Source organism: Herbaspirillum sp. CAH-3 (assembly GCF_009668275.1).
Classification (GTDB): domain Bacteria; phylum Pseudomonadota; class Gammaproteobacteria; order Burkholderiales; family Burkholderiaceae_D; genus Herbaspirillum; species Herbaspirillum aquaticum.
On the sequence record NZ_VSWE01000003.1, the window covers coordinates 216,026 to 241,950 of the forward strand.

Consider the following 25,925-nt stretch of genomic DNA (forward strand, 5'->3'; position numbering starts at 1 on the left):
CAAAGACCTGCTGCATGCCGTTGCATACAAGCGCAGCGGCATGTGCCTTGACCTCAATGGATGCCGATAGACGAAAAAAATCCCCAAGCGTTTGAATTCTTGGGGATTTTAGACTCCACTGGCACTAGCTGGACTGATGTTTGGTGGAGCCGGCGGGAATTGAACCCGCGTCCAGAAGCACTCTACAGACAGTTCTACATGCGTAGTGCAGTCAATTGGTTTTAATCCTGGCGACGCGGACGCACACGCTTCGACAGGACGAGTTACCTTGGATTTAATGACGTATGAAGTAACCCCATACGCCACGATTCCCTGTAAATGACTCTACCGCTGTTGCCAGCACACCCCAGGGAAGAAGTGCTGTAGAGCTAGAAGTTTCTTAGGTTTCTAGGTGCGATTTACGCTGCGAGAGCGTAAGATTCGTCGTTTGCATTTAAGCAGTTCCGGATGGATTAACGAGGTAACCAGTCCTCGGCATGCCCTGTTCCGCTTTGCAACCCCTGTCGAAACCAAGTCGGCCCCGTGGTGTTGAAGCTTCGCAAATCCCGCTGGGCGCGTGAACTTGCGTATTACGCTTGCCTCTTTCCGAGTCTCTTCCAGAGGCGCCCGCTTGTTCGGCGGGAGGTGAATTATAACCTACTCCCTACTGTATGGGCAGCGCACGGCTTTTCAAGCCCCGCACTGCCCCCTGGCGCATGGCCTCTCACTGGATGGTCAGTTCCACCCGCGCCTTGGGTTCCTTCTCGGGAATGCCCGCGCCGTCCAGCTTGGGGGCGATGAGGAAGATGCGCGCCGGATCGATCACGCTCTGTTCCTGCAAATAATTTCGCACCTGGTCGGCCCGGCGCTGGGCCAGGTTGCGCAAGTCATCCTTGGTCACCTCGGTGTGCTCCAGGATCATCTTTTCCATCTCGGCTTCGGGCATGCTCTTGGTCAAGCCGATCATGTTGCGCGGTTTGTCGAACTTGGCGTCCTTGTAGACGCGCTCCAGGTACTTGCTCCTTTCGGCCGCGCTCACACGGACCGGGCCGGCCGGCTGGCCTTCCTTGGCGATCAGGTCGGCACGCTTGAGGCTGCGCATGGCGCGCTCCAGCGCTTCGCGGCGCAGGCCCTGGTCGTCAACCTGGGGATCGACGCGGCCGGTGATGTCGAGCTTGATGCCCGGGCGCTCATGCAGCGCGTAACCCAGCGCATCGAGCTTCTTGCGGACCTCATCGGTGACTTCCGATGAACCCGGCGAGAACTCGATGTAGCGCAGCTCGCCAATGTGCTCGTCCGGCCGGAACATCGACCCGATCAGCGCGAAGGGCGAGGTGACGGCCTTGACGATCAGGTTCACGAACACCCGCACGATGATGCCGCCGACCGAAAACTCCGGATCCGACAGCGAGCCCGAAATCGGCAGGTTCAGGTTGATGTTGCCATCGCGGTCCTTCAGCAGCGACACCGCCAGCATCACCGGCAGGTTGGTGGCATCGGGGCTGTCCACGCGTTCGCCGAAGCTCAGCTGTTCGATGCGCAGATCGTTCTGGGCCACCAGCTTGTCGTTCTCGATCTTGTATTGCACATCCATCGACAGTTTGCCCTTGGTGATCGGATAACCGGCGTACTTGGCGGAGTAGGGCGTCAGGCGCGGCAGCTGCACACCGTTGGCGCTGGCCTTGAGATCCAGGTACATGGGCTTGAAGAGCGGGTTGAGCGAGCCCGAGATCTGCAGCGGCGCGTCGTTGTCGATCTTGCCGCTGATGTTGACCGGCGCCGGTTGCGGCTTCTCCGAGGAGATCTGGCCGATGCTGCCGGACAGTCCCGTCATGTTGGCCGTGTAGTTGGGTTTGACGAAGTTGTCGGTGTAGTTGATGTTGCCGCCTTCCAGCACTACCTGGCCGACGCGCACGATGGGCGCATCGGCGGGGGCGGCAGCGGGCGTGACCGGGGCGGCGGAGACGGTCTTGCGGGAGCTTCCCGTGCTGGCAGGCTTGGCGTCCTTCTTGCCGTCATCGGTGATCGAACCCTGTTCTTGTGCATCGCTCACCACGATGTCCTGCAGGTTCAGGCGGCCCTTGTCGGAAAGGATGGCGCGGGCGTAGAAGTTGGACAGCGTCACCTTCTCCAGCGCCACCTGCGGACGTCCGCCCAGCTTGGCCTGGATGCCGGCCAGGTCCAGCGTGCGCCAGCGCAGGAAATCGGTGGCGGTCTGCTTGTCCTGCATGCGCAGGTTGGTGATGGCGGCGTTGCCCTTGTAGTCCAGCGCCAGCTTGCGATCGTCCAGCGGGGGTGTCAGCTCCAGCTTGCCCTTGGCGCTGGCCAGGCCGCTGCTGATGGTGACATTGAGCACATCGGTGAAATAGTGCTGGAAGGGCGTGATGGGCAAATCCTTCACATCCAGATCCAACGCCACGCTCCTGAAATGCGCTGCAGCCTGCCCAGCCAGATCGGCGCTGCCATTCTTGTCGAAGCGCGCTTGCAGCTTGAAGGGGATGGCCTGGTCCAGCGTATCGGTGAGCGTGGGGGCCTGCAGCGAGAGCGATTCCAGCGCCAGCGGCTGTGCACCCTTGCCCGGGGGCGTCAAGCGCAGGTCGGCCAGTTGTACCTTGCTGTCGTCGAGCTTGAGATGGCCGTCGCGCAGTTGCAGCGTGGTCTGGCCGGAGAGCTTGCCGGCCACGCCGCTGATGGGGGCGCGTGACAGGTAATTCTGGTAGCCGGCCAGGTCAATGTTCTCCAGCGTGATCTTGCCCGCCACGCCGGTTTTGAGCGGCTGGAGCTGGCCATCGAAGGTCAGCTTGCCGTGGCCGTTTTCCAGCGCGGAGAGGGTCAGGTGTGCGGGTTTGGCGTCCGCGGCGGTAGAGAGCTGGGTGGCGTTGATGTCGATCTTGCTCAGCTTGATGGCCTGGGCAGGCGTCGCAATGGCTTCGTCGCGCCAGTTCACTTCGCCGCCGCGCACGGTCAGTTGTTGCAGCACGATGGAGCTGGCCGGCTGGGGAGCACTGGCGGCAGGAGCCGCTGCTTCCTTCTTTGCGTTACGGGCGCTGGTCTTGTCTGCCGCAGAACTGCCACCGGCCAGGGCGCGCTGCCAGTTGATCTCGCCGCGTGCATTCATGCTGGCCCAGACTTGCGGCTGCTCCAGCGTGAGCTGGGTCAGTTCGCCGCTGGCGGCCAGTACGTCGAATTGCTTCACCTGCAGCGCCACCGACTTGGCCTTGAGCAGCGGTGCGCGGGCCTTGTCCTGCAGGGCGAGGTCATCCAGGCGCACATCGCCTGCCAGGGTGACGGTGGGCTTGTCGTCCTTGCGCGTGAAACCCAGGTCCAGTTTGGTGCTCAGCTTGGCACCCTGGACCAGCACCGGCAATTCGGCAGGGATGAAGGGCAGGTAGCCGACCAGGTCGAGCTGGTCGATATCGATGGCGAAGGCCGATTCCTGTGTGGAGGCGAACGGCTTGCTGCGGCCCTTGAGGTGCAAGGGTGTGCCGTTGATGGTGGCCGACAGCTGCGGCTGCACGAAGCTGTCGATGTTGCCGGGCAGGTTGGAGATGAAGGGCAGGCCCACTTGCAGCGCGGCGATGTCGATGTTCTTGCCGCTGACCTTGTCCTCGAAGCGGATCTGGCCATCCTGCAGTTGCACGTTGGCCAGCGAGAAGCGCGCCTGGCCTTCGCTCTTGGGCTGCGCGGCCAAGCGCTCCAGGATGTCGGAGAAGTTGTAATGGCCGCTGCCCTCGGCATCCACCCGCACCACGTGCAGTTGCGGCGTGCTCAGCTTGACCTCGTCCAGTACCGGCGCCAGGCGCACCAGCGAAGCGGCCGAGAGGTCAGCCAGCAAGCCCTTGGCGCTGAAGAAGGGCCGCGTGCCATCGGCTTCATAGAGCGTGATGTCGGCGGCGCGCAGGGCCAGCTTGAAAGGGTTGAAGGCGATCTCGCCGATCTCCAGCTTGCGGCCGGTCTGGGCCTGGGTCTGGTCGACGGCGATCTTGCGCACCAGCGCGGGCAGGGCGGCCCAGCTCAACGCCGCCAGGACCAGCAGGACGGCCAGCGTCCAGCCGGCCCAGCGCAGCGGGCGTCTCATCCGTTGCCAGGCGATGTGCTGGGTGAGAGAGGCTCGGTCCGGCTTGCTCATGAGGGTTTCCCTTGTCGGTGCCGGTCCGTCCTGGCGCGATGCCTGCCCAGGTGGCCGGTTCTGGTTGTGATGGTGTGTGGTGCTGCGGCGTGCGCCGGGTTGTCGCCATTCTAATGCGAGGCGACATGGCACTGCTAGGAGGGAAATGGCGCGTCCAAGTTTCCTTGAACGCGCCAGCAAAGCCGGGGAAGCGGATCAGTCCAGCAGGTTCAGGATGTCCAGCGGGGCATGCAGCAACGCATCGGCCTGCCACGCAGCTGGTTCGGTGTGGCCGCAATAGCCCCAGGCGGCGGCAATGGTCGGCATGTTGGCGGCGCGGCCGGCCTGGATGTCGCGCAGGTCGTCGCCGACGTACCAGCAATCCTCGGGTGGCAGTCCCAGGCGCTTGGCAGCTTCCAGCAGCGGCGCGGGATGCGGCTTGGGATGCGGGGTGGTGTCGCCGGAGACGATGCAGCCGGCATGGCCCAGGCCGATCTGCGGGGCCAGCACGTCGGTGAAGCGTGCCGCCTTGTTGGTGACGATGCCCCAGGCGATGCCGCGCGCTTCCAGCTGCGCCAGCAGTGCCGGGATGCCGTCGAAGAGGCTGCTGTGGGTGGTCATGTTGGCCTGGTAGCGGTCCAGGAAAAGTACGCGCAAGTCTTCATATTCCGCATCGCCCGGATGGATGCCCAGCGCCGCACCGATGAGCCCGCGGGCACCGGCCGAGGCGACCGGACGCAAACTTTCATAGGGGGCATTTTCCAGTCCCCGTTGCTGGCGCAGATAGTTGGCGGCGGCAGCCAGGTCGGGAGCAGTATCGGCGAGCGTGCCGTCAAGGTCGAACAGGATCGCGCGGGGAGGGCGGAGTGGCATGGGCGTGAGGATGGCAGGAAGAAAAGCGCCGCAGCGCAGGGCTGCGGCGAGGGGATCATACAGGCGAGCGGTGGGCGAGTCGGCTCAACCCAGCTTGGTGCAGGCGACCAGGTAGTTCACGCTGGTGTCGTCGTTGAGCGAATAGATCTTGGTCAGCGGGTTGTAGCCCATGCCCTTGAAGCCGTCGATCTGCAGGCCGGCTTCGCGCGTGTAGTGCGCCAGCTCGGCCGGGGTGATGAACTTGGCGTAGTCATGCGTGCCCTTGGGCAGCAGGCGCAGTACGTATTCGGCACCGATGATGGCCATGACGTAAGACTTCATGTTGCGGTTCAGCGTCGAGAAGAACAGCTTGCCGCCCGGCTTGGCCAGGTTGGCTGCAGCGCGCACGATGGCGGCCGGATCGGGGACGTGTTCCAGCATCTCCATGCAGGTCACCACGTCGTACTGGCCGGCCTCGCGTGCGGCCATGTCTTCGGCGGCGATCTTTTCATAGCGCACCTGCACGCCGGATTCCATGCTGTGCAGGTCGGCCACCTTGAGGGCCTTGTCGGAGAGGTCGATGCCGGTGACGTCGGCACCTTTCTTGGCCATCGACTCGGCCAGGATGCCGCCACCGCAGCCGATGTCGATCACTTTCTTGCCGGCCAGCGGGGCGCGGGCGTTGATCCACTCCAGGCGCAGCGGGTTGATTTCATGCAGGGGACGGAATTCGGAACCCGGGTCCCACCAGCGATGGGCCAGTTCACTGAATTTCTGGATCTCTTGGGGATCGGCGTTCATGGTCGCATTGGTCGTATTCATGGGCCTAATGATAGCCCAATCCGACGCGGCGGGTAGCCTGCGCCAGGTCAAGATGCGCCGCAATGACGGGGCAAGTGCCTGCCAAAGCGTGCATGACCAGCAAATGAAACAGGAATAAAAAAACCCCGCCGAAGCGGGGTTTTCATTAGAGCCTTGTAGCGGCAATCGATTACTTGCGGGTACCCACAACTTCGATTTCCACGCGACGGTTCTTGGCGCGGCCAGCAGCGGTCTTGTTGTCGGCGACCGGTTGCGACTTGCCCTTGCCTTCGGTGTAGACGCGGTTGGCTTCAACGCCCTTCGAGACCAGGTAGGCCTTGACGGACTCAGCACGGCGAACCGACAGCTTCTGGTTGTAGGCGACGGAGCCGATCGAGTCGGTGTGGCCGACGGCGATGATGACTTCCAGGTTGATCGCCTTCAGGTTGCCAACCAGTTCATCCAGCTTGGCCTTGCCAGCCGGCTTCAGGGTTGCCTTGTCGAAATCGAAGAAGGCGTCAGCAGCGTAGGTGACTTTTTCCGAGGTCGGAGCAGCAGCCGGAGCGGGCTTCGGAGCAGGAGCAGCAGCGGCAACCGGAGCCGGTGCGGGCGGTTCTTCGCACGGACCGTTCACGTAAGCGGTTTGCCAGCACAGACCGTAACCGCTGCGGGTCACGACGTCACGGCCATCTTGCAGGTACAGGCTGCCCGGACGAACCTTGATGTCCTTGGTTTCCTGAGCGGTGGCAGACAGTGCGATGGCTGCGGACGCAGCAGCGAAGACGAGTTTTGCTAATTTGTTCATGTTTCTCCTCTCGGGTGAGATATCCGCAGATAAACTGCGCTACAAGATTACGACATCAAAAAAATGAATAATATCATGTGTTCAGGTCGTCACAGGCCCTTGTTCCATGGGGCTAGTAATGAACTTAGCCGCCATTCTGCCACACGGATTGACCTTCAGCGATGCTTGCCAATTGGTCCAGACAACGTTTTTGGGACTGTGTTGTTTCTTCGCAACGCGATATTTTTGGCCCGTTTTTGTTCCTTTAAGGCTGAAAAAAGCCGGATTTTTTAAAGAAAATCCTTATTTTTCATACAGTTCGCGCATTTTCACTCGGGCAAGTAGTTGCCATTTTCTCCCTGGCATCGTGCCTCCCGGCACGTGGGGTTTCTCCCGATGGCGTGCACCGGGAAAGTGAGTTTCGGAAAATTTTCCCCAAATTGGCCATTTGACAGCACAACCGCCGTGGAAAAACATTCGATGCCGGGTGGCAATGCTGGCCGCAGAATTCGAGCGCTCTAATATATATAGCTAGCAGGTCCCCCCGTTTGGTCGCTCTCAGGCGCTGGGAGGAGCTTTGCGGCGCATGCGGTGATGCTGCCCGCCGGACCGGGTGTCATCGCGAAGCATGCCGTTGCCGGGGCGATGAGGGCCTTTGACGGGCTTTTGACCCTCCTGGCGTGCTAGAATGCACTGTTCTGATCAGTCCAAGGGCCACGCCCGCCCGGCACGATTTTCTGGCCGGGAAACATCTTTCGACTCTCCAATGGATCAATTCGCTAAAGAAACCATCCCCATTTCCCTCGAAGAAGAGATGCGCAAGAGTTACCTCGATTACGCCATGAGCGTGATCGTGGGTCGGGCACTGCCGGATGTGCGCGATGGCTTGAAGCCGGTGCACCGCCGCGTGCTGTATGCGATGCACGAGATGAACAACGTCTGGAACCGCCCGTTCGTGAAGTGCGCGCGCGTGGTCGGTGAAGTCATGGGTAAATACCACCCCCACGGCGACGCCTCCATTTATGACACCCTGGTGCGCATGGCCCAGGACTTCTCGCTGCGCTACACCCTGGTCGACGGCCAGGGCAACTTCGGTTCCATCGACGGCGACGGTGCGGCCGCGATGCGTTACACCGAGTGCCGCCTGGACAAGATTTCCAACGAATTGCTGGCCGACATCGAAAAGGAAACCGTCGATTTCGTGCCCAACTACGACGGCAAGGAAAAGGAACCCTCGGTCCTGCCGACGCGTATCCCCAACCTGCTGGTCAACGGCTCTTCCGGCATCGCCGTGGGCATGGCCACCAACATCCCGCCGCACAACATCACCGAAGTGATCAACGGCGCGCTGCACCTGCTGGCCAACGAACATTGCACCATCGATGAACTCATCGAGCTGGTGCCGGCCCCGGACTTCCCGACCGGCGGCATCATCTATGGCGTCTCGGGCGTGCGCGATGGTTACCGCACCGGCCGTGGCCGCGTGGTCATGCGCGCCAAGACCCACTTCGAAGAGTATGGCCGCGAAGGCCGCATCGCCATCATCGTCGATGAGCTGCCCTACCAGGTCAACAAGAAAGCGCTGCTCGAACGCATCGCCGAGCTGGTACGCGACAAGAAGCTCGAAGGCATCTCCGACCTGCGCGACGAGTCCGACAAGTCGGGCATGCGCGTGGTCATCGAATTGAAGCGCGGCGAAGTGCCCGAAGTGGTGCTCAACAACCTCTACAAGCAGACCCAGCTGCAAGACACCTTCGGCATGAACATGGTGGCGCTGGTCGACGGCCAGCCGCGCCTGTTGAACCTGAAGCAGTTGCTGGAATGCTTCCTGTCGCACCGTCGCGAAGTGGTCACCCGCCGCACCGTGTTCGAACTGCGCAAGGCGCGCGAACGCGGCCACGTGCTCGAAGGCCTGGCCGTGGCACTGGCCAACATCGATGACTTCATCGCCATCATCCGCGCCGCACCGACCCCGCCGATCGCCAAGGCCGAGCTGATGAACCGCGCCTGGGATTCGTCCATGGTGCGCGAGATGCTGGCCCGCGCCGGCGAAGCCAACGAAGGCGGCATCGAAGCCTTCCGTCCGGAAAGCCTGCCAGCGCATTACGGCATCCAGTCCGATGGCCTGTACAAGCTCTCCGACGAACAGGCCCAGGAAATCCTGCAGATGCGTCTGCAACGCCTGACCGGCCTGGAGCAGGACAAGATCGTCAATGAATACAAGGACGTGATGGCGCAGATCGCCGACCTGCTGGATATCCTCTCCAAGCCGGCCCGCGTGACCGCCATCATCACCGACGAACTCAACGCCGCCCGCAACGACTACGGCATCGGCGCCAAGGACGAGCGCCGCTCCACCATCGAGCACAACGCCACCGACCTGGCTACCGAAGACCTGATCACTCCGCAGGACATGGTGGTGACGCTGTCGCACACCGGCTACATGAAGTCGCAGCCGGTTTCTGAATACCGCGCGCAAAAGCGCGGCGGTCGAGGCAAGCAGGCCATGGCCACCAAGGATGACGACTGGATCGACCAGCTCTTCATCGCCAATACGCACGACTACATCCTGTGCTTCTCCAACCGTGGCCGCCTGTACTGGCTGAAGGTCTGGGAAGTCCCGCAGGGTTCGCGCAATTCGCGCGGCAAGCCCATCGTCAACATGTTCCCGCTGCAGGATGGCGAGAAGATCACGGTGATCCTGCCGGTGTCGGGTGCCAACCGCAGCTTCCCGGATGACCGCTACGTCTTCATGGCCACCAGCCTGGGCACGGTCAAGAAGACCCCGCTGTCTGACTTCTCCAATCCGCGCAAGGCCGGCATCATTGCCGTCGACCTGGATGAAGGCGACTTCCTGATCGGTGCCGCCCTGACCGATGGCGCGCATGACGTGATGTTGTTCTCCGACGGCGGCAAGGCCGTGCGCTTCGATGAAAACGACGTCCGTCCGATGGGCCGTACCGCCCGTGGCGTGCGCGGCATGAACCTGGAAGAGACCCAGCAAGTCATCGCCCTGCTGGTGGCCGAGAACGAACAGCAGTCCGTGCTCACCGCCACCGAAAACGGCTTCGGCAAGCGTACCCCGATCACCGAGTACACCCGTCACGGCCGTGGCACCAAGGGCATGATCGCCATCCAGACCAGCGAGCGCAACGGCAAGGTCGTGGCCGCCACGCTGGTCGATTCCAGCGATGAGATCATGCTCATCACCACCGGCGGCGTGCTGATCCGCACCCGCGTCTCGGAGATCCGCGAGATGGGCCGCGCGACCCAGGGCGTGACCCTGATTGCAGTGGAAGACGGCACCAAGCTGTCGGGCCTGCAGCGTGTGGTCGAGTCCGATGTGGAAGATGTGATCGAAGGCGAAGGCCCAGAGGCTGCCGGCGGCGAAACACCCGCCGCAGGCGAGTAAAGCAAGTCCAGGGCGGCGGGCCGCGTGCCTGCCGCCTTTTTTGATGGCGAACGCAGACATGGTTTATAACTTTTCCGCCGGTCCGGCGGTATTGCCCAAGGAAGTGCTGCAACAGGCAGCCGACGAGATGCTGGACTGGCATGGCAGTGGCATGTCGGTCATGGAGATGAGCCATCGCGGCAAGGAGTACATGTCCATCATCGAAGCCGCGCTGGCAGATGTGCGCGCGCTGATGAACATTCCTTCCAACTACAAGGTGCTGTTCCTGCAGGGCGGGGCCATCGCCGAGAACGCCATCATCCCGATGAACCTGGCGGCGCTGCGTTCGCCGGCGGGCAAGCATGAGGCCGGTGTGGCCGACTACATCAACACCGGTTCCTGGTCGACCAAGTCGATCAAGGAAGCAGGGCGCTACTGCACCGTGAACGTGGCGGCCTCGTCGGCCGACCGCAAGTTCTCCAGCATCCCGGCACGTGCCGACTGGAAGCTCTCGCGCGATGCCGCCTACGTGCACATCTGCAGCAACGAGACCATCGACGGCGTCGAATACCAGTACACGCCGGAAGTTGCGGCTGACACCGACGGCGCACCGCTGGTGGCCGACATGTCCTCGCATATCCTTTCGCGCGAGGTGGATGTCTCGAAATATGGCGTCATCTATGGTGGTGCCCAGAAGAACATCGGCCCGGCGGGCGTGACCATCGTCATCGTGCGTGAAGACCTGCTGGGTCACGCGCTGCCGTTCTGTCCCTCGGCTTTCGACTGGAAGATCGTGGCCGACAACGATTCCATGTACAACACCCCGCCGACATACGCGATCTACATCGCCGGCCTGGTGTTCCAGTGGCTCAAGCGCCAGGGTGGCGTGGCCGCGCTGGAAGCGCGCAACATCGCCAAGGCCGAATTGCTTTACGGCTACCTGGACAGCACCGATTTCTACAGCAACCGGATCGCAGCGGACTGCCGTTCCCGCATGAACGTGCCGTTCTTCCTGCGTGACGATGCGCTCAATGATACTTTCCTGGCCGGCGCCAAAGAGCGCGGCCTGCTGCAGCTGAAAGGCCACAAGTCGGTCGGCGGCATGCGTGCATCGATCTACAACGCGATGCCGATCGAGGGCGTACAGGCTCTCGTCGATTACCTGAAAGACTTCGAACAGCAGCACGGCTGAGGCCGCATCTGGCCGGGCGCAGCGCCCGCGCAGTGCAGGCCGTGGCCGTGCGCCAAGCCAACGCCATGCCCGGTGCGCCGCCGGCCGCTCGTAGCGCCCGCGCGCCGTGCAACACCTGAAAGAGCAAGATGAGTGACGACAAGTTGCTGCCCCTGCGCCAGAAGATCGATGCCATCGATGCGCAGATCCTCGACCTGCTGAACCAGCGCGCCCGCGTCGCGCAGGAAGTGGGCCACGTCAAGGCCGAGACCAATGCCCCGGTGTTTCGTCCCGAGCGCGAAGCGCAGGTCCTGCGCCGCGCCGCCGATCGCAATCCCGGCCCCTTGCTGGGCACTGATATCCAGACCATCTTCCGCGAAGTGATGTCGGCCTGCCGCGCGCTGGAAAAGCGTGTGGTGGTGGCCTACCTCGGCCCGGAAGGTACCTTCAGCGAACAGGCCGTGTACCAGCAGTTCGGCCATGCCATCGAAGGCTTGCCCTGCGTGTCCATCGATGAAGTGTTCCGCGATGCCGAAGCCGGCACTGCCGATTTCGGCGTGGTACCCATCGAGAATTCCTCCGAAGGCGTGATCAACCGCACCCTCGACCTGCTGCTGCAGACCACGCTGACCATCAGCGGCGAAGTGGCGATCCCCGTGCATCACAGCCTGATGACCGCCAGCGGCAAGATGGAAGGCATCACCCGCATCTGCGCGCATTCGCAGGCCCTCGCCCAGTGCAATGCGTGGCTCAACCAGAACTATCCTTCCATCGAACGCCAGGCGGTGGCCTCCAACGCCGAGGCCGCGCGCATGGCAGGTGAAGATAATGGCGTTGCCGCCATTGCCGGTGAAATCGCGGGCCAGAAGTACAACCTGCAGACGGTCAACGCCCACATCCAGGACGATCCGCACAACCGTACCCGCTTTGCCGTGATCGGCCGGCTGCGCACGGCACCATCGGGGCGCGACCAGACTTCCATCGTGCTGTCTGTGCCCAACAAGGCCGGTGCGGTCTACAACCTGCTGGCGCCGCTGGCGCGGCATGGCGTGTCGATGACGCGCTTCGAATCGCGCCCGGCCCGCATGGGCGCGTGGGAATATTATTTCTACGTCGACCTCGAAGGCCACGAGCAGGATGAGAGGGTGGCCAAGGCGCTCGAAGAGCTGCGCCAGAACGCCGCCTTCTTCAAGCTGCTGGGCTCCTATCCGCTGGGCCTGTGAGCGCCTGCCGTCCCGCCATTCTTCAAGGCTGAGTTCAACGTGTTCAAGAAAGTCGTCATCTTCGGTGTGGGCCTGATCGGCGGCTCGTTCGCCCTGGCGCTGCGCCGCGCCGGCCAGGCCGCGCACATCGTCGGCGTGGGCCGCTCGCTGGCCAGCCTGGAGCGTGCGCGCGCGCTGGGCATCATCGATGCCATCGCCACCGATGCGGCTGCCGCCGTCGCCGGCGCCGACCTGATCCTGGTGGCCGCGCCGGTGGCGCAGACCGAAGCCATCCTCGCTTCCATCAAGCCGCACCTGGAGGCCCGCGCCATCGTCACCGACGCCGGCAGTACCAAGAGCGATGTGGTGGCGGCCGCCCGCAAGGCACTGGGGGAGCGCATTGCGCAGTTCGTTCCGGCGCATCCGATTGCGGGCCGTGAAAAACATGGTCCGGAAGCTGCGCTGGCCGAACTGTATGAAGGCAAGAAGGTGGTCATCACCGCCTTGCCCGAGAACAGCGAGACCGATGTCGAGACCGTGGCCGCTGCCTGGCGGGCCTGCGGCGCGATCATCCATCGCCTCTCGCCGCAGGAACATGATGCGGTCTTTGCTTCGGTAAGCCACCTGCCGCACGTGCTGGCCTTTGCGCTGGTGGACGACATTGCCGCCAAGCCGCATGCCGAGACCTTGTTCCAGTATGCCGCCAGCGGCTTCCGCGATTTCACCCGTATCGCCGCCTCCTCGCCCGAGATGTGGCGTGACATCACGCTGGCCAACCGTGATGCCTTGCTCACCGAGGTCGATGCCTATCTGGTGCAGTTGCAGGGCATTCGCGCGATGATCGCCGACAGCGACGGCGCGGGCCTCGAAAAGATCTACGCCAGCGCCCAGCATGCCCGCCAGCAATGGGCGGCAGCCATCGAAGCGGCCGAGCGCAAGGCCAACTGAACATTCTTTCCCGGTCATATCGTCAAGCCGCCTGGGCGGCCCGAACTCACCACCGAATCATCCACAGAAAAGCAAGCCAGATGAAACAGCCTTCCTACCCCCGCCATATCGACCTGAACCCGGTCCCGCACGTGCAAGGCACCGTCAAGCTGCCGGGCTCCAAGAGCATCTCCAACCGCATCCTGCTGCTGGCGGCGCTCTCGGGCGGTACCACCCGCATCTTTGACCTGCTGGCTTCCGACGATACCCTGGTCATGCTCATGGCCCTGCAGACCCTGGGCGTGAAGTGGGAGCAGATCGAAGGCACCCAGGATTACATCGTCCATGGCGTCAACGGCGTGCTGCCGGTGCACCAGGCTGACCTCTTCATGGGCAATGCCGGCACCGCTATCCGTCCGCTCACCGCAGCCCTGGCCGTGCTGGGGGGCGACTACACGCTGCATGGCGTGCCGCGCATGCACGAGCGTCCGATCGGCGACCTGGTGGATGCCTTGAATGCCGTGGGCATGCGCATCGAGTACACCGGCAATCCCGGCTACCCGCCGCTGCATATCCGCCGTGGCCAGCTGACCTCGGCGCGCATGAAGGTGCGCGGCAATGTCTCCAGCCAGTTCCTGACGGCCTTGCTGATGGCCGCTCCCCTGATGGCGCGCGAGGAGGCCATGCAGATCGAGGTGGTCGGTGAACTCATCTCCAAGCCCTACATCGAGATCACCCTGAACCTGATGCGCCGCTTCGGCGTCGAGGTGGAACGTGACGGCTGGCAACAGTTCACCGTCAAGCCGGGCCAGCATTACCGCAGCCCCGGCAGCATCCACGTCGAGGGCGATGCGTCCTCGGCCTCCTACTTCCTCGCCGCCGGTGCCATCACGGGCGGCCCGATCCGGGTCGAGGGCGTGGGCCGCGACAGCATCCAGGGTGACGTGCGCTTCGTCGAAGCGCTGGAGCAGATGGGCGCCACCATCACCATGGGCGAAAACTGGATCGAGGCCTCCTCCAATGGTCCGCTCAAGGCCATCGATGCCGACTTCAACCATATCCCGGATGCCGCCATGACCATCGCCGTGGCGGCGCTCTACGCCGACGGCCCCAGCACCCTGCGCAACATTGCCAGCTGGCGCGTCAAGGAAACCGACCGCCTCGCGGCCATGGCGACCGAATTGCGCAAGCTGGGCGCGCAGGTGGAGGAGGGTGCCGACTACCTGACGGTGACGCCCCCGGCCGAAATCGGTACGGCCGCCATCGACACCTATGACGATCACCGCATGGCCATGTGCTTCTCGCTGGCGGCGCTTGATGGTGCATTGCGGCGAGGCAACCGTATCCGCATCAACGACCCCAAGTGCGTGGCCAAGACCTTCCCCGACTATTTCGACGTCTTCAAAAAGATTGCCGAACAAACCTTGATCTGATAAACCCTGTATTTGATGCAATTACGCTAAATTATTCACAGATAAAGGGATCAGGCCATGGAAAAAGCAAAGATACCGGTCATCACCATCGATGGCCCGACCGCCTCCGGCAAGGGCACCGTGGCGCAGAAGGTGGCCCGGGAACTGGGCTTCCATTACCTGGATTCGGGCGCGCTGTACCGCTTGACGGCGCTGTCCGTGCTGCGCCGCGGCGTAGCCCTGGATGACGAACATGCCCTGGCCAAGGCCGCCGAGCACCTGCACTGCCATTTCGACGGCGGCCATATCTTCCTGGCCAATGAAGACGTGTCCCAGGCCATCCGCGCCGAAGAGGTCGGCAATACCGCCTCCAAGATCGCCGCCCTGATCACCGTGCGCCAGGCCTTGTACGGACTGCAGTTGTCATTCAGGAAACCTCCCGGCCTGGTGGCGGATGGCCGGGATATGGGCACCGTCATCTTCCCCGGCGCCCGATTGAAGGTGTTTTTGACCGCCAGTGTAGAAGCACGCGCCACAAGGCGCTATAAGCAATTGATTGACAAGGGTTTTTCTGCTAATATCGAAGACCTCTCCAGAGATTTGAAGGAGCGCGACGAACGCGACATGAACCGCTCGTCGGCCCCCTTGAAAGCCGCGGAGGGCGCATATCACCTGGATACATCCGACATGACCGCTGACGAAGCGGTGCAGCAGGTACTCAGCTGGTACGCTGCCCTGGGGCACTGAAATCCGTTGCAATCCGCTTGAAACGGAACGTTCAGGACCCATCATGGGCAAGTCCTTGTTGTACCCGTAGTGCCATTGGTGCCCGGCAGATGCAAAGTCTGACGGGTGTTGATAAACCTAACCCAGTACCCATGTCGTCGGCGGCAACGAAGACGGCAGTGCAAGTCAGCCTGATTGCATCACACGGATACCGGCCAATCTTTCTTACTTTCTTTTATGTCTACCACTACCGTTATCGCTGCAGGTGTTGATACCTCCAGCGAATTTGCTGCTCTGTTCGAAGAATCGCTGTCGCGTCAGGACATGCGTTCGGGTGAAGTCATCTCGGCAGAAGTCGTGCGCCTGGATCACAACTTCGTGATCGTCAACGCCGGCCTGAAGTCCGAAGCGTTCATCCCTGTTGAAGAATTCAAGAACGACAACGGCGAAGTCGAAGTCAACGTCGGCGACTTCATCTCCGTTGCGATCGAATCCCTGGAAAACGGTTTCGGCGACACCATCCTGTCGCGCGACAAGGCCAAGCGTCTGGCATCGTGGCTCTCGCTGGAAAAGGCGATGGAGTCCGGCGAGATCGTCACCGGTACCGTCAATGGCAAGGTCAAGGGCGGCCTGACCGTCCTGACCAACGGCATCCGTGCCTTCCTGCCGGGTTCGCTGGTCGACACCCGTCCGGTCAAGGACACCACCCCGTTCGAAGGCAAGACCCTGGAATTCAAGGTCATCAAGCTGGACCGCAAGCGCAACAACGTCGTTCTGTCGCGCCGTGCCGTGATCGAAGCCTCGATGGGCGAAGAGCGCGCCAAGCTGATGGAAACCCTGAAGGAAGGCACCGTCGTCACCGGTATCGTCAAGAACATCACCGACTACGGTGCGTTCGTTGACCTGGGTGGCATCGACGGCCTGCTGCACATCACCGACCTGGCATGGCGTCGTGTGCGTCACCCGTCGGAAGTGCTGTCGGTTGGCCAAGAGATCACCGCCAAGGTCCTCAAGTACGATCAAGAGAAGAACCGCGTCTCCCTGGGCGTGAAGCAACTGGGCGACGATCCGTGGACCGGCCTGTCGCGTCGCTACCCGCAAGGCACCCGCCTGTTCGGCAAGGTCACCAACCTGACCGACTACGGTGCATTCGTGGAAGTCGAACAAGGCATCGAAGGCCTGGTGCACGTCTCCGAAATGGACTGGACCAACAAGAACGTGGCCCCGAACAAGGTTGTCCAGCTGGGCGACGAAGTCGAAGTCATGGTTCTGGAAATCGACGAAGAGCGTCGTCGTATCTCCCTGGGCATGAAGCAGTGCAAGCCGAACCCGTGGGACGACTTCGCCATGAGCCACAAGAAGGGCGACAAGGTCAAGGGTTCGATCAAGTCGATCACCGACTTCGGCGTGTTCATCGGCCTGCCGGGCAACATCGACGGCCTGGTGCACCTGTCCGACCTGTCCTGGACCGAAGCTGGCGAAGAAGCCGTGCGCAAGTTCAAGAAGGGCGACGAGCTGGAAGCCGTTGTGCTGGCCATCGACGTGGAACGCGAGCGCGTCTCCCTGGGCGTGAAGCAACTGGAAGGCGACCCGTTCAACAACTTCGCCGCCCTGAACGACAAGGGTGCGATCGTGACCGGTACCGTCAAGTCGGTTGAGCCCAAGGGCGCCGTGATCCAGCTGACCGACGAAGTCGAAGGCTACCTGCGCGCTTCCGAAATCTCCCGCGACCGCGTGGAAGATGCCGGTACCCACCTGAAGGTTGGCGATTCCGTCGAAGCCCTGGTCATCAACATCGACCGCAAGGCACGCAGCATCCAGCTGTCGATCAAGGCCAAGGACAACGCCGAGACCCAGGAAGCCATGCAGAAGATGTCGGCTGACTCCAACGCTGCTTCGGGCACCACCAGCCTGGGCGCGCTGCTGAAGGCCAAGCTCGACAACAAGAACTGATCTTCCGGTCACGATGACAAAGTCGGAGCTGATCGCCCGTCTGGCTGAGCGTTATCCGCAACTTGTTGCCAAGGATGCGGATTACGCGGTCAAAACCATCCTCGATGCCATGGTCGACGCCCTCGCGACCGGCCAGCGCATCGAGATCCGTGGCTTTGGCAGCTTCGCGCTCAACCGCCGTCCGCCGCGTATCGGCCGCAATCCCAAGTCCGGCGACAAGGTGATGGTCCCTGAAAAACGGGTCCCGCACTTCAAACCGGGCAAGGAATTGCGCGAACGCGTCGATGCGATGGTCGGCCAGCCAATCCGCGAGGATTGACCCGGCTGGGCCTGTGACCAGGCAGTTCTTGCGGTGCGCAGGTGAAGTTTTCTGCGCCCGCGAGCAGTAACAACGGTTGAAAGCTGCACACTCGCACACTGCGAGGTGAACGGGTGTAAAGGCAGATCAACAAAATGAACGGCATCTTTGGATGCCGTTTTTTTTCACGTACAATCCCGATTTACCCTGGATTGACCGGGAATGCGCGCGAAATCGGCGCGATTTTTCCGGCCAGCGCAATAATGCTGCGGACCGGCGCCGCCCTCGCGCATCGCCTTTGCTGTTTCGGATGCTGTGCATCGCCGGCCGGGCAGCTTGGCCTCCGGGCCTCCGGGCTAACCACGACCCGCCAGAAAGGATTACGCCATGAAAATACTGTCCCGATTGATTGCGGCCATCCTGTTCGTGTTCTTCTTTTTCTTCGCCCTGCGCAATACCCAGGAAGTGACCATGCACTTCTTCCTCGGCTATGAACGCACCGACCCGCTGGTGCTGGTGCTGCTGGCCTTCTTCGTGATCGGCGCCGTGCTGGGCGTGCTGGCGATGGCGCCGCTGGTGCTGCGCCACCGCCGCGAAGCCTCGCGCTACAAGAAGGCGCTGTCGCAAGTCCAGAAGCAGCAGGAAGAGATCGCCCAGGTGCAGGCCCAGCCGCCGCAGCCTGACAGCGTGATCACCGCACAGCACATCCTCTAATTGCCCCTCACTGTTTATGGAATTTGAATTTTGGTGGTTGCTCGGCATCCCGGTCTTCTTTGGCTTGGGGTGGATTGCCGCGCGCGTGGATATCAACCAGTTGCTGTCCGAGTCGCGCACCCTGCCGCGCGGCTACTTCAAGGGGCTCAATTTCCTGCTCAACGAGCAGCCTGACAAGGCCATCGATGCCTTCATCGAAATCGTCAAGCTGGACCCCGAGACGGTGGAGCTGCACTTCGCCCTGGGCAACCTGTTCCGCCGCCGCGGCGAGACCGAGCGTGCCATTCGCGTGCACCAGAACCTGCTGGCGCGTCCCGACCTGCCGGCCGAGCACCAGGGCCATGCGCTTTACGAACTGGGCCAGGATTACCTGAAGGCAGGTCTGCTGGACCGCGCCGAAGAGACCTTCAACAAGCTCATCGACACCCCCTACAGCGCCCAGGCCGGCCGCGCCCTGCTGGAAATCTACCAGCGCGAGAAGGAGTGGGAACGCGCCATCTCAGCCGCCGAAATCCTGCAAGCCACCGGCGCCGGTGGCCGTCAGCGCGAGATCGCCCAGTTCTACTGCGAGCTGGCCGCCGATGAACTGGTCCGCACCAACACCGATGCCGCCATGGCCCTGCTGGACAAGGCCCTGGCCGCCGACCGCAAGAGCGTGCGCGCCACCATGCTCATGGGCGATGCCTTGCGCGCACGCGGCGACATCGAAGGCGCGCTGGAGACCTGGCGCCGCGTGGAGCACCAGAGCGTGCCGCACACCGCCCTGGTGGCGCAGCGCCTCATGGATGGCTACATCACCGCAGGCCGACCGCAGGAGGGGATCAACCTGCTGCGCGCCTACCTGGCCGAAGCGCCCTCGATCGACCTGCTGGAAGTGGTCTTCAAGGCGGTGCTGGAGTCCGACGGAATCGATGCGGCCAACGTGCTGGTGAGCGATGAACTGCGCCGCACGCCGACGCTGCTCGGACTGGACAAGTTCCTGGAGGCGCGCATGATGAGTGCGCCACAAACGGTGCGTCCCGAACTGGCGGTGGTCAAGACCCTGGTGCATGGCTACACCCAGAAGCTGGCTCGCTACCAATGCAGCCATTGCGGCTTCAAGGCCCGCCAGTTCTACTGGCAATGCCCGGGCTGCAGCCAGTGGGAGACCTACCCGCCGCGTCGTACCGAAGAATTGAATGTCATGAATTGAGGCCCGCACGGGCCGTACTCGAACTCTGGATCTACCATGAAAATCACCATCATCGGCACTGGCTACGTAGGCCTGGTGACCGGCGCCTGCCTGGCCGAACTGGGTAACGACGTGTTCTGTCTCGATGTCGACCAGCGCAAGGTCGACATCCTCAACAACGGCGGCATCCCCATCCACGAACCGGGCCTGGAAGAAGTGGTGGCCCGCAACCGTGCCGCCGGCCGCCTGCAGTTCTCCACCGATGTGGCCGCCAGCGTGGCCCATGGCGATATCCAGTTCATCGCCGTGGGTACGCCGCCCGATGAAGATGGCTCGGCAGACCTGCAATACGTGCTGGCGGCGGCGCGCAACATCGGCCGCTACATGGAAGGCTTCAAGGTGGTGGTCGACAAGTCCACCGTGCCGGTCGGGACCGCCGATCGCGTCACTGCAGCGATCAGGGAAGAGCTGGGCCAGCGGGGCAAGACCGAGCTCAGTTTCTCGGTCGTCTCCAATCCGGAATTCCTGAAGGAAGGTGCGGCCGTCGAAGACTTCATGCGCCCGGACCGCATCGTCATCGGCCATGACCAGAGCGCCGATGGCCTGCGCGCACAGACCCTCATGAAGAAGCTCTACGCGCCCTTCAACCGCAATCACGAACGCACCTACTGGATGGACGTGCGTTCGGCCGAGTTCACCAAGTACGCGGCCAATGCCATGCTGGCTACGCGCATTTCCTTCATGAACGAACTGGCGAACCTGGCCGATCGCGTCGGTGCCGATATCGAATCCGTGCGGCACGGCATCGGCTCTGATCCGCGCATCGGCCACAGCTTCCTGTACGCCGGCTGCGGCTACGGCGGCTCCTGCTTCCCCAAGGATGTGCAGGCCCTGGAGCGTACCGCGCGTGAATATGACCAATCGCTGCTGATCCTGCGTGCGGTGGAGCAGGTCAACGACCTGCAGAAGCATGTTCTTGGCAAGAAGCTCGTCGCCCGCTTCGGTGAAGACCTCTCCGGCAAGCATTTCGCCATCTGGGGCCTGGCCTTCAAGCCCAATACCGACGACATGCGCGAAGCCTCCTCGCGCGTACTCATTGGTGAACTGGTACGCCGTGGCGCCAGTGTGGCGGTCTATGATCCGGTTGCCATGAAGGAAGCCGCACGCGTGCTGGAACTGGACTTCGCCGACGACACCGCCCGCCTGCAGCAGATCCGCTTTGCCGCCTCCCCCATGGATGCCCTGCAGGGTGCCGATGCGCTGGCCATCGTGACTGAATGGAAGGCCTTCCGCAGCCCCGATTTCGAACGCGTCAAGGCGGCCCTGAATCATCCGGTCATCTTCGATGGCCGCAACCTGTTCGATCCGCAGCTCATGGCCGACAGCGGCATCGAGTACTACGGCATCGGCCGTTCCCTGCAAGCCCGCGCGCAGTAAGCTGCCGCGTCCCTGAACATGAAGACGGACAAGATCGTGGACAAGAACATCGTGGCAGCCTGGGATGCGGCGCGCATCCTCATCGTCGGCGACGTCATGCTGGACCGCTACTGGTTTGGCGAAGTCAATCGCATCTCGCCGGAAGCCCCGGTGCCGGTGGTGCGTGTGGAGCGCAAGGAAGAGCGCCTGGGCGGCGCCGCCAACGTGGCGCGCAACACCGCCAGCCTGGGTGCGCAGACGGCGCTGCTGGGCGTGACCGGCGACGATGAGCCTGCGCGCGTGATGGACAGCATGCTGGGCGAGATGGGCATTCGCAGCCATCTCAACCGCGATCCCAGCATCTCTACCATCGTCAAGCTACGCGTGATCGGGCGCCAGCAGCAGCTGGTGCGCATCGATTTCGAGGAAGCCCCGACGGATACGGTCCTGCGCGACAAGCTCACGCAATTCAATTCACTGGTGGCCGATTACGATGTGATCATCTTTTCCGACTACGCCAAGGGCGGCCTGGTCAATGTGGCCGAGATGATCGCCACGGCCAGGAAGCTCGGCAAGCGCATCCTGGTCGATCCCAAGGGCGATGATTTCGCCCGCTATGCAGGGGCTTCCGTGCTCACGCCCAACAAGTCCGAACTGGTGCGCATCGTCGGCCAGTGGAAGAACGAGGAAGACCTCACCGCCCGCGCCCAGAAGCTGCGTGCCGAGCTCAACCTGGAAGCCCTGCTGCTGACCCGTTCGGAAGAGGGCATGAGCCTCTACCGCGACGGCGAGGTCACGCACTTCCCCACCATGGCGCGTGAAGTCTTTGACGTCTCCGGCGCCGGGGACACCGTCATCGGCACGCTGGCCGTGATGCTGGGTGCAGGTGCGTCGCTGGTCGATGCGGTGACCATGGCCAATCGTGCCGGTGGCATCGTGGTCGGCAAGCTGGGCACCGCCACCGTCACCCGGGAGGAGTTGCTGGCTGACTGATTTGACGGCCATTTCTAGCAGGATTTCGGTCAACAGTCTGGTTCGGCCGTCGTTGAGCAAGGGCAGTCCACTTTCGGGTGGACTGCCCTTTGTTTTTCCTCCAACCGCACGTTGAAAGTCGAAAGGAAGCATCATGTTGAAGAAAACCCTGCTGTTCGTCCTCAGCTTCTTCGCCGCTACCGCCCTGGCCTGGGCCGAGGTGGATGTCAACAAGGCCGACCAGGCCGCGCTGGATGGGGTGCGCGGCATCGGACCCGCGATGTCCAAACGCATCCTGGAAGAGCGCCAGAAGGGCGGCGCCTTCAAGGACTGGGACGATCTGGAAAAGCGCGTCAAGGGCATCAAGGACAAGGCTGCCGTGAAGCTTTCCGGCAACGGCCTGACCGTTAACGGCCAGGCCAAGGCGGGCGCGGCAGCGCCGGCGGCCAAGGAGGGCAAGGCCGCCAAAGCCCCGCGCGCTGAGAACAAGGCCAAGGATGCTGAACCCAAGCCCGCCAAGGCGGAGGACAAGATGGCAGACAAGCCGGCAGCAGGCAAGTGAGTTGAAGGCAGGCCAGGGAGCAGGGGAGCCTGCCTTTTGCAAGGCCGGAAAGACCGGGATAGGCTTGGATTGCGCTTCACATTCCAATGCGAAATTGTGAACAACTAATTCTTGTTTCTCCAAAAATTTGGGGTTAAAGTCATCTGCAGCCTGTCGTTAACGTCGGCAACAACGTCCATTCTGCGCTGATGATCATGAGAATCGCCGAGCTACCCGCCAATGAAGCCGCCCGTATCGACGCCCTGCATTCGCTGCGCATCCTCGATACCCCCCGCGAAGAGCGATTCGACCGCCTGACACGCCTGGCGCGACGCCTGTTTGACGTTCCCATGGCGGTGGTGACGATGATCGACGTACATCGCCAGTGGTTCAAGTCCTGCGTGGGCCTGGGCGACGCCACGGAAACGACGCGCGATATTTCCTTCTGCTCGCATGCCATTTTGCATGAAGGCCTGACCATCGTGCCCGATGCCCGGCTGGATCCGCGCTTCTCCGGCAATCCGCAGGTCACCGGCGACCCTTACATCCGCTTCTATGCCGGGTGCCCCATCAAGAGCGAAAGCGGGTTCACCCTGGGCACCCTGTGCCTGGTCGATATCGTCCCGCGCGGTTTTGATGCCGACGAGCAGGCCTTGCTCAAGGACCTGGCGGCCATGGTCGAACAGGAACTGGCGGCGGTGAAGCTGGCCACCATCGATGACCTGACCGGGATTTCCAACCGGCGCGGCTTCGAGTCCCTGGCGCGGCATGCCATGGCCACCAGCAAGCGTACCGGCCGGCCGGCCTGCATGCTGGGATTCGACCTCAATCATTTCAAGCGCATCAATGACGACTTCGGGCATGCCGCCGGTGACCTGGCGCTTGCCGATTTCGCCGGGCTGCTGCTGACCAATTTGCGCGAGTCCGATGTCGTCGGCCGCCTGGGCGGGGATGAATTCGCGGTATTCCTGACCAATACCGCCGAGCCGGATGTTCCCGTGGTGCTGGCGCATCTGCAGGAGGCCGTGCAGGCCTTCAACCAGAGCGCTGGCCGCCAGTACCAGCTCGACTATTGCGTGGGCGTGGCCCAGTATGATGCGGGCAGCCATCCTGATCTGGCGGCGCTCATGCGCAGTGCCGACGAGGCCATGTATGCGCGCAAGAAGGCGCGCAGCACCACGGCCTGAACGCGGCGCAGGACAGCGGCATGCAGGCAAAGGCGTTGGCGGCGGCGAAATAGCTTAAAATGCCCCCCTGAGCCAAAAAGCCCACAGCAGCCACTCCATGTCTTATCAAGTTCTCGCCCGTAAATACCGTCCCCGCAGCTTCGACACCCTGGTCGGCCAGGAACACGTCGTGCGCGCGCTGACGCACGCGCTCGAACAGCAGCGGCTGCATCACGCTTATCTCTTCACCGGAACGCGCGGCGTGGGCAAGACCACGCTCTCGCGCATCCTCGCCAAGTCGCTCAATTGCGTCGGCCCCGATGGCAACGGCGGCATCACCGCCGCGCCCTGCGGCGTATGCGAAGCCTGCGTGGCCATTGATGCCGGCCGCTTCGTCGACTACATCGAGATGGATGCGGCCTCCAACCGTGGCGTGGACGAGATGGCGCAACTGCTGGAGCAGGCCATTTATGCGCCGTCGAACGCGCGCTTCAAGGTCTACATGATCGATGAAGTGCACATGCTCACCAACCACGCCTTCAACGCCATGCTGAAGACGCTGGAAGAGCCGCCGGAGCACATCAAGTTCATCCTGGCGACCACCGATCCGCAAAAGATTCCCGTGACCGTGCTCTCGCGCTGCCTGCAGTTCAACCTCAAGCAGATGCCGCCCGGACACATCATCGGCCACCTCGACAACATCCTGAACCAGGAAGGCATCGAATTCGATCCGCCCGCGCTGCGCCTGCTGGCGCAGGGCGCATCCGGTTCCATGCGCGACGCGCTCTCGCTGACCGACCAGGCCATCGCCTATGCCGCCGGCAAGGTCACCCTGGAAGCCGTGCAGGGCATGCTGGGTGCGCTGGACCAGTCCTACCTGATCCGCATCCTCGATGCGCTGGCGGTGCAGGATGGCGCCGCCCTGCTGGGCGTGGCCGACGACATGGCCACCCGTAGCCTGTCGTACAACGCCGCCTTGCAGGACCTGGGCACGCTGTTGCACCAGATCGCCCTGGCCCAGGCAGTGCCGACGGCGCTGGCCGATGACCTGCCCAACCGCGAAGATATCCTGCGCCTGGCCGGCCAGTTCAGTGCGGAACATGTGCAGTTGTTCTACCAGATCGCCGTCCACGGCCGCAATGAACTGGGCCTGGCCCCCGATGAATATGCAGGTTTCAGCATGACGCTCTTGCGCATGCTGGCCTTCCGCCCGGTCAGTGCCAGTGCCAGCGGTCCGGTACCTGCGGCACCCGCACCGGCTGGCGCTCGTCCGGCTTCGCCGCGCCAGGCGGCGCCCCTGCTGGCACCGCAAGCCGCCGTGACCAGTGCACCGGTGAGCCGTGTGCAACCGGCCGCTGCAGCCGCTCCAGCGGCGGTCGCACCGGCCAAGCCAGCCGCAAGCCCGATGGCAGCGGCAGCACCCGCAACGCCAGTACCGCCGCCTGCTGCCGAATCCGCAGTGGCCGCCGCACCTGCAGCACCCGCCGCTCCGACCTCGGCCCGCGAAGCCGCGCTGATGGCCTTGCGCGGGGGCAAGGGTGGCAAGGGCGCGGCCCGGCCCGCAGCGGCTGCTCCTGCCCCGACACCCGCAGCCGCGCCAGCACCGCTGGCCAGCGCGCCGGCGGCAGCTCCCGCTGCGGCAGCAGCCCCGGCGCCCAAGGCTGGCCGCGTCGCCGCCGCGATGCCGCCGGACATGCCTGAGCCGCCGCCCTTCGATTCCATCCCGCCCTGGGAAGAGGACACCGGTGCGTCCGCCATGCCGCCGTCCGCTCCCATGCCCGGGCTTGCGGAGCAAGGCATGGAGGCGGCTCCCGCCGCGGCCCCGGCTGCCTTGGTCCCGGCAGAACCGCCCGCGCCGCAGCGCCCGGCCGCCACCCCCGCGCAGCAGCAGGAAACCGCGCGCATCGCCGCCGAACTGGGTTGGGATGGCCACTGGCCGACGCTGGCCGCCAGCCTCACCAGCTTGCGCGGTGTGGCGCACCAGATGGCCTTCCAAAGTGAACTGGTGCGCTGTGAAGCACTCAATGGCGGCAACGTCTGCTTCCACCTGCGTATTCCGCTGGAAACCCTGCTGTCCTCCGGCAGCATCGAAAAACTGGTCGCGGCCTTGGCCGAACGTTTTGGCAAGGAAATCCGCGTCGAGACCGAGATCGGTGCCGTCTCCGATACCGCCAATGCAGTGGCCGAGGCCCAGCGCGCCGAGCGCCAGCGCAAGGCCGAGCAGAAGATGAAGAGCGACCCCTTCGTGGTCAGCATGATGCGCGAGTTTGGCGCCACCATCGTCCCCGGGTCGATCCAGGCGTTGTGAGGCGTGCACGGCGCTGCCGGCGAGATTGCCGGC

Annotated in this window: 19 protein-coding genes and 1 other RNA gene; 15 read left to right on the plus strand and 5 right to left on the minus strand. The window is 63.1% G+C overall.

All coding sequences use genetic code 11. The annotated features are described in order from the left end of the window. Positions 1 to 141 precede the first annotated feature (141 nt). From ssrA to ompA, 5 genes are all read right to left on the minus strand, one after another. Positions 142 to 522, minus strand: a transfer-messenger RNA (tmRNA) gene (gene ssrA, locus FYB76_RS05355). A gap of 181 nt (positions 523 to 703) precedes the next feature. After that, complete coding sequence (locus FYB76_RS05360; RefSeq protein ID WP_154132917.1) at positions 704 to 4,108, minus strand: DUF748 domain-containing protein; 3,405 nt, start codon at positions 4,106 to 4,108, stop codon at positions 704 to 706. 195 nt (positions 4,109 to 4,303) lie between these two features. Next, entirely contained in the window at positions 4,304 to 4,960 is a 657-nt protein-coding gene (locus FYB76_RS05365) for an HAD family hydrolase (RefSeq protein WP_088756379.1), read from the minus strand. 84 nt (positions 4,961 to 5,044) lie between these two features. After that, a complete protein-coding gene (ubiG, locus tag FYB76_RS05370; RefSeq protein ID WP_039787305.1) occupies positions 5,045 to 5,761 on the minus strand; it encodes a bifunctional 2-polyprenyl-6-hydroxyphenol methylase/3-demethylubiquinol 3-O-methyltransferase UbiG in 717 nt (238 codons plus the stop codon). 169 nt (positions 5,762 to 5,930) lie between these two features. Then, on the minus strand, positions 5,931 to 6,545 hold the full coding sequence (ompA, locus tag FYB76_RS05375; RefSeq protein ID WP_088756378.1) for an outer membrane protein OmpA: 615 nt from the start codon (positions 6,543 to 6,545) through the stop codon (positions 5,931 to 5,933). A gap of 745 nt (positions 6,546 to 7,290) precedes the next feature. Here ompA and gyrA point away from each other — a divergent pair. The 15 genes from gyrA (at position 7,291) to FYB76_RS05450 (ending at position 25,892) form a co-directional block, all read left to right on the plus strand. After that, a complete protein-coding gene (gyrA, locus tag FYB76_RS05380; RefSeq protein ID WP_154132918.1) occupies positions 7,291 to 9,936 on the plus strand; it encodes a DNA gyrase subunit A in 2,646 nt (881 codons plus the stop codon). A gap of 58 nt (positions 9,937 to 9,994) precedes the next feature. Next, a complete protein-coding gene (gene serC / locus FYB76_RS05385; protein ID WP_154132919.1) occupies positions 9,995 to 11,107 on the plus strand; it encodes a 3-phosphoserine/phosphohydroxythreonine transaminase in 1,113 nt (370 codons plus the stop codon). A 128-nt stretch (positions 11,108 to 11,235) separates the two neighbouring features. After that, positions 11,236 to 12,309: a prephenate dehydratase gene (gene pheA, locus FYB76_RS05390; RefSeq protein ID WP_154132920.1), complete on the plus strand. Its 1,074-nt coding sequence runs from the start codon at positions 11,236 to 11,238 to the stop codon at positions 12,307 to 12,309. Positions 12,310 to 12,348: 39 nt separating this feature from the next. Next, a complete protein-coding gene (locus FYB76_RS05395; protein ID WP_370516304.1) occupies positions 12,349 to 13,236 on the plus strand; it encodes a prephenate dehydrogenase in 888 nt (295 codons plus the stop codon). Between the two features lie 80 nt (positions 13,237 to 13,316). After that, positions 13,317 to 14,648 (plus strand): 3-phosphoshikimate 1-carboxyvinyltransferase, encoded by a 1,332-nt coding sequence (aroA, locus tag FYB76_RS05400; protein WP_088756373.1) that lies wholly within the window; start codon positions 13,317 to 13,319, stop codon positions 14,646 to 14,648. A 57-nt stretch (positions 14,649 to 14,705) separates the two neighbouring features. Next, positions 14,706 to 15,374: a (d)CMP kinase gene (cmk, locus tag FYB76_RS05405; RefSeq protein ID WP_088756372.1), complete on the plus strand. Its 669-nt coding sequence runs from the start codon at positions 14,706 to 14,708 to the stop codon at positions 15,372 to 15,374. Between the two features lie 216 nt (positions 15,375 to 15,590). Then, positions 15,591 to 17,306, plus strand: a complete 1,716-nt coding sequence (gene rpsA, locus FYB76_RS05410; RefSeq protein WP_081441923.1) for a 30S ribosomal protein S1 — start codon at positions 15,591 to 15,593, stop codon at positions 17,304 to 17,306. Positions 17,307 to 17,319: 13 nt separating this feature from the next. Beyond that, entirely contained in the window at positions 17,320 to 17,625 is a 306-nt protein-coding gene (locus FYB76_RS05415; protein WP_006462119.1) for an integration host factor subunit beta, read from the plus strand. 366 nt (positions 17,626 to 17,991) lie between these two features. Then, the gene (locus FYB76_RS05420) at positions 17,992 to 18,318 is read left to right on the plus strand and encodes a lipopolysaccharide assembly LapA domain-containing protein (protein ID WP_088756371.1); all 327 of its coding nucleotides are present in this window, start codon (positions 17,992 to 17,994) and stop codon (positions 18,316 to 18,318) included. A gap of 16 nt (positions 18,319 to 18,334) precedes the next feature. Next, entirely contained in the window at positions 18,335 to 19,510 is a 1,176-nt protein-coding gene (lapB, locus tag FYB76_RS05425; protein ID WP_088756370.1) for a lipopolysaccharide assembly protein LapB, read from the plus strand. Between the two features lie 36 nt (positions 19,511 to 19,546). Then, on the plus strand, positions 19,547 to 20,926 hold the full coding sequence (locus tag FYB76_RS05430; RefSeq protein ID WP_154132921.1) for a UDP-glucose/GDP-mannose dehydrogenase family protein: 1,380 nt from the start codon (positions 19,547 to 19,549) through the stop codon (positions 20,924 to 20,926). Positions 20,927 to 20,944: 18 nt separating this feature from the next. Then, positions 20,945 to 21,898: a D-glycero-beta-D-manno-heptose-7-phosphate kinase gene (gene rfaE1, locus FYB76_RS05435; RefSeq protein WP_154132922.1), complete on the plus strand. Its 954-nt coding sequence runs from the start codon at positions 20,945 to 20,947 to the stop codon at positions 21,896 to 21,898. 133 nt (positions 21,899 to 22,031) lie between these two features. Continuing rightward, positions 22,032 to 22,439, plus strand: coding sequence for a helix-hairpin-helix domain-containing protein (locus FYB76_RS05440; RefSeq protein ID WP_154132923.1), 408 nt, complete (start codon positions 22,032 to 22,034; stop codon positions 22,437 to 22,439). A 194-nt stretch (positions 22,440 to 22,633) separates the two neighbouring features. Then, positions 22,634 to 23,605: a diguanylate cyclase gene (locus FYB76_RS05445; protein ID WP_088756394.1), complete on the plus strand. Its 972-nt coding sequence runs from the start codon at positions 22,634 to 22,636 to the stop codon at positions 23,603 to 23,605. A gap of 97 nt (positions 23,606 to 23,702) precedes the next feature. Then, positions 23,703 to 25,892, plus strand: a complete 2,190-nt coding sequence (locus FYB76_RS05450) for a DNA polymerase III subunit gamma/tau (RefSeq protein ID WP_154132924.1) — start codon at positions 23,703 to 23,705, stop codon at positions 25,890 to 25,892. The last annotated feature ends 33 nt before the right edge of the window (positions 25,893 to 25,925 follow it).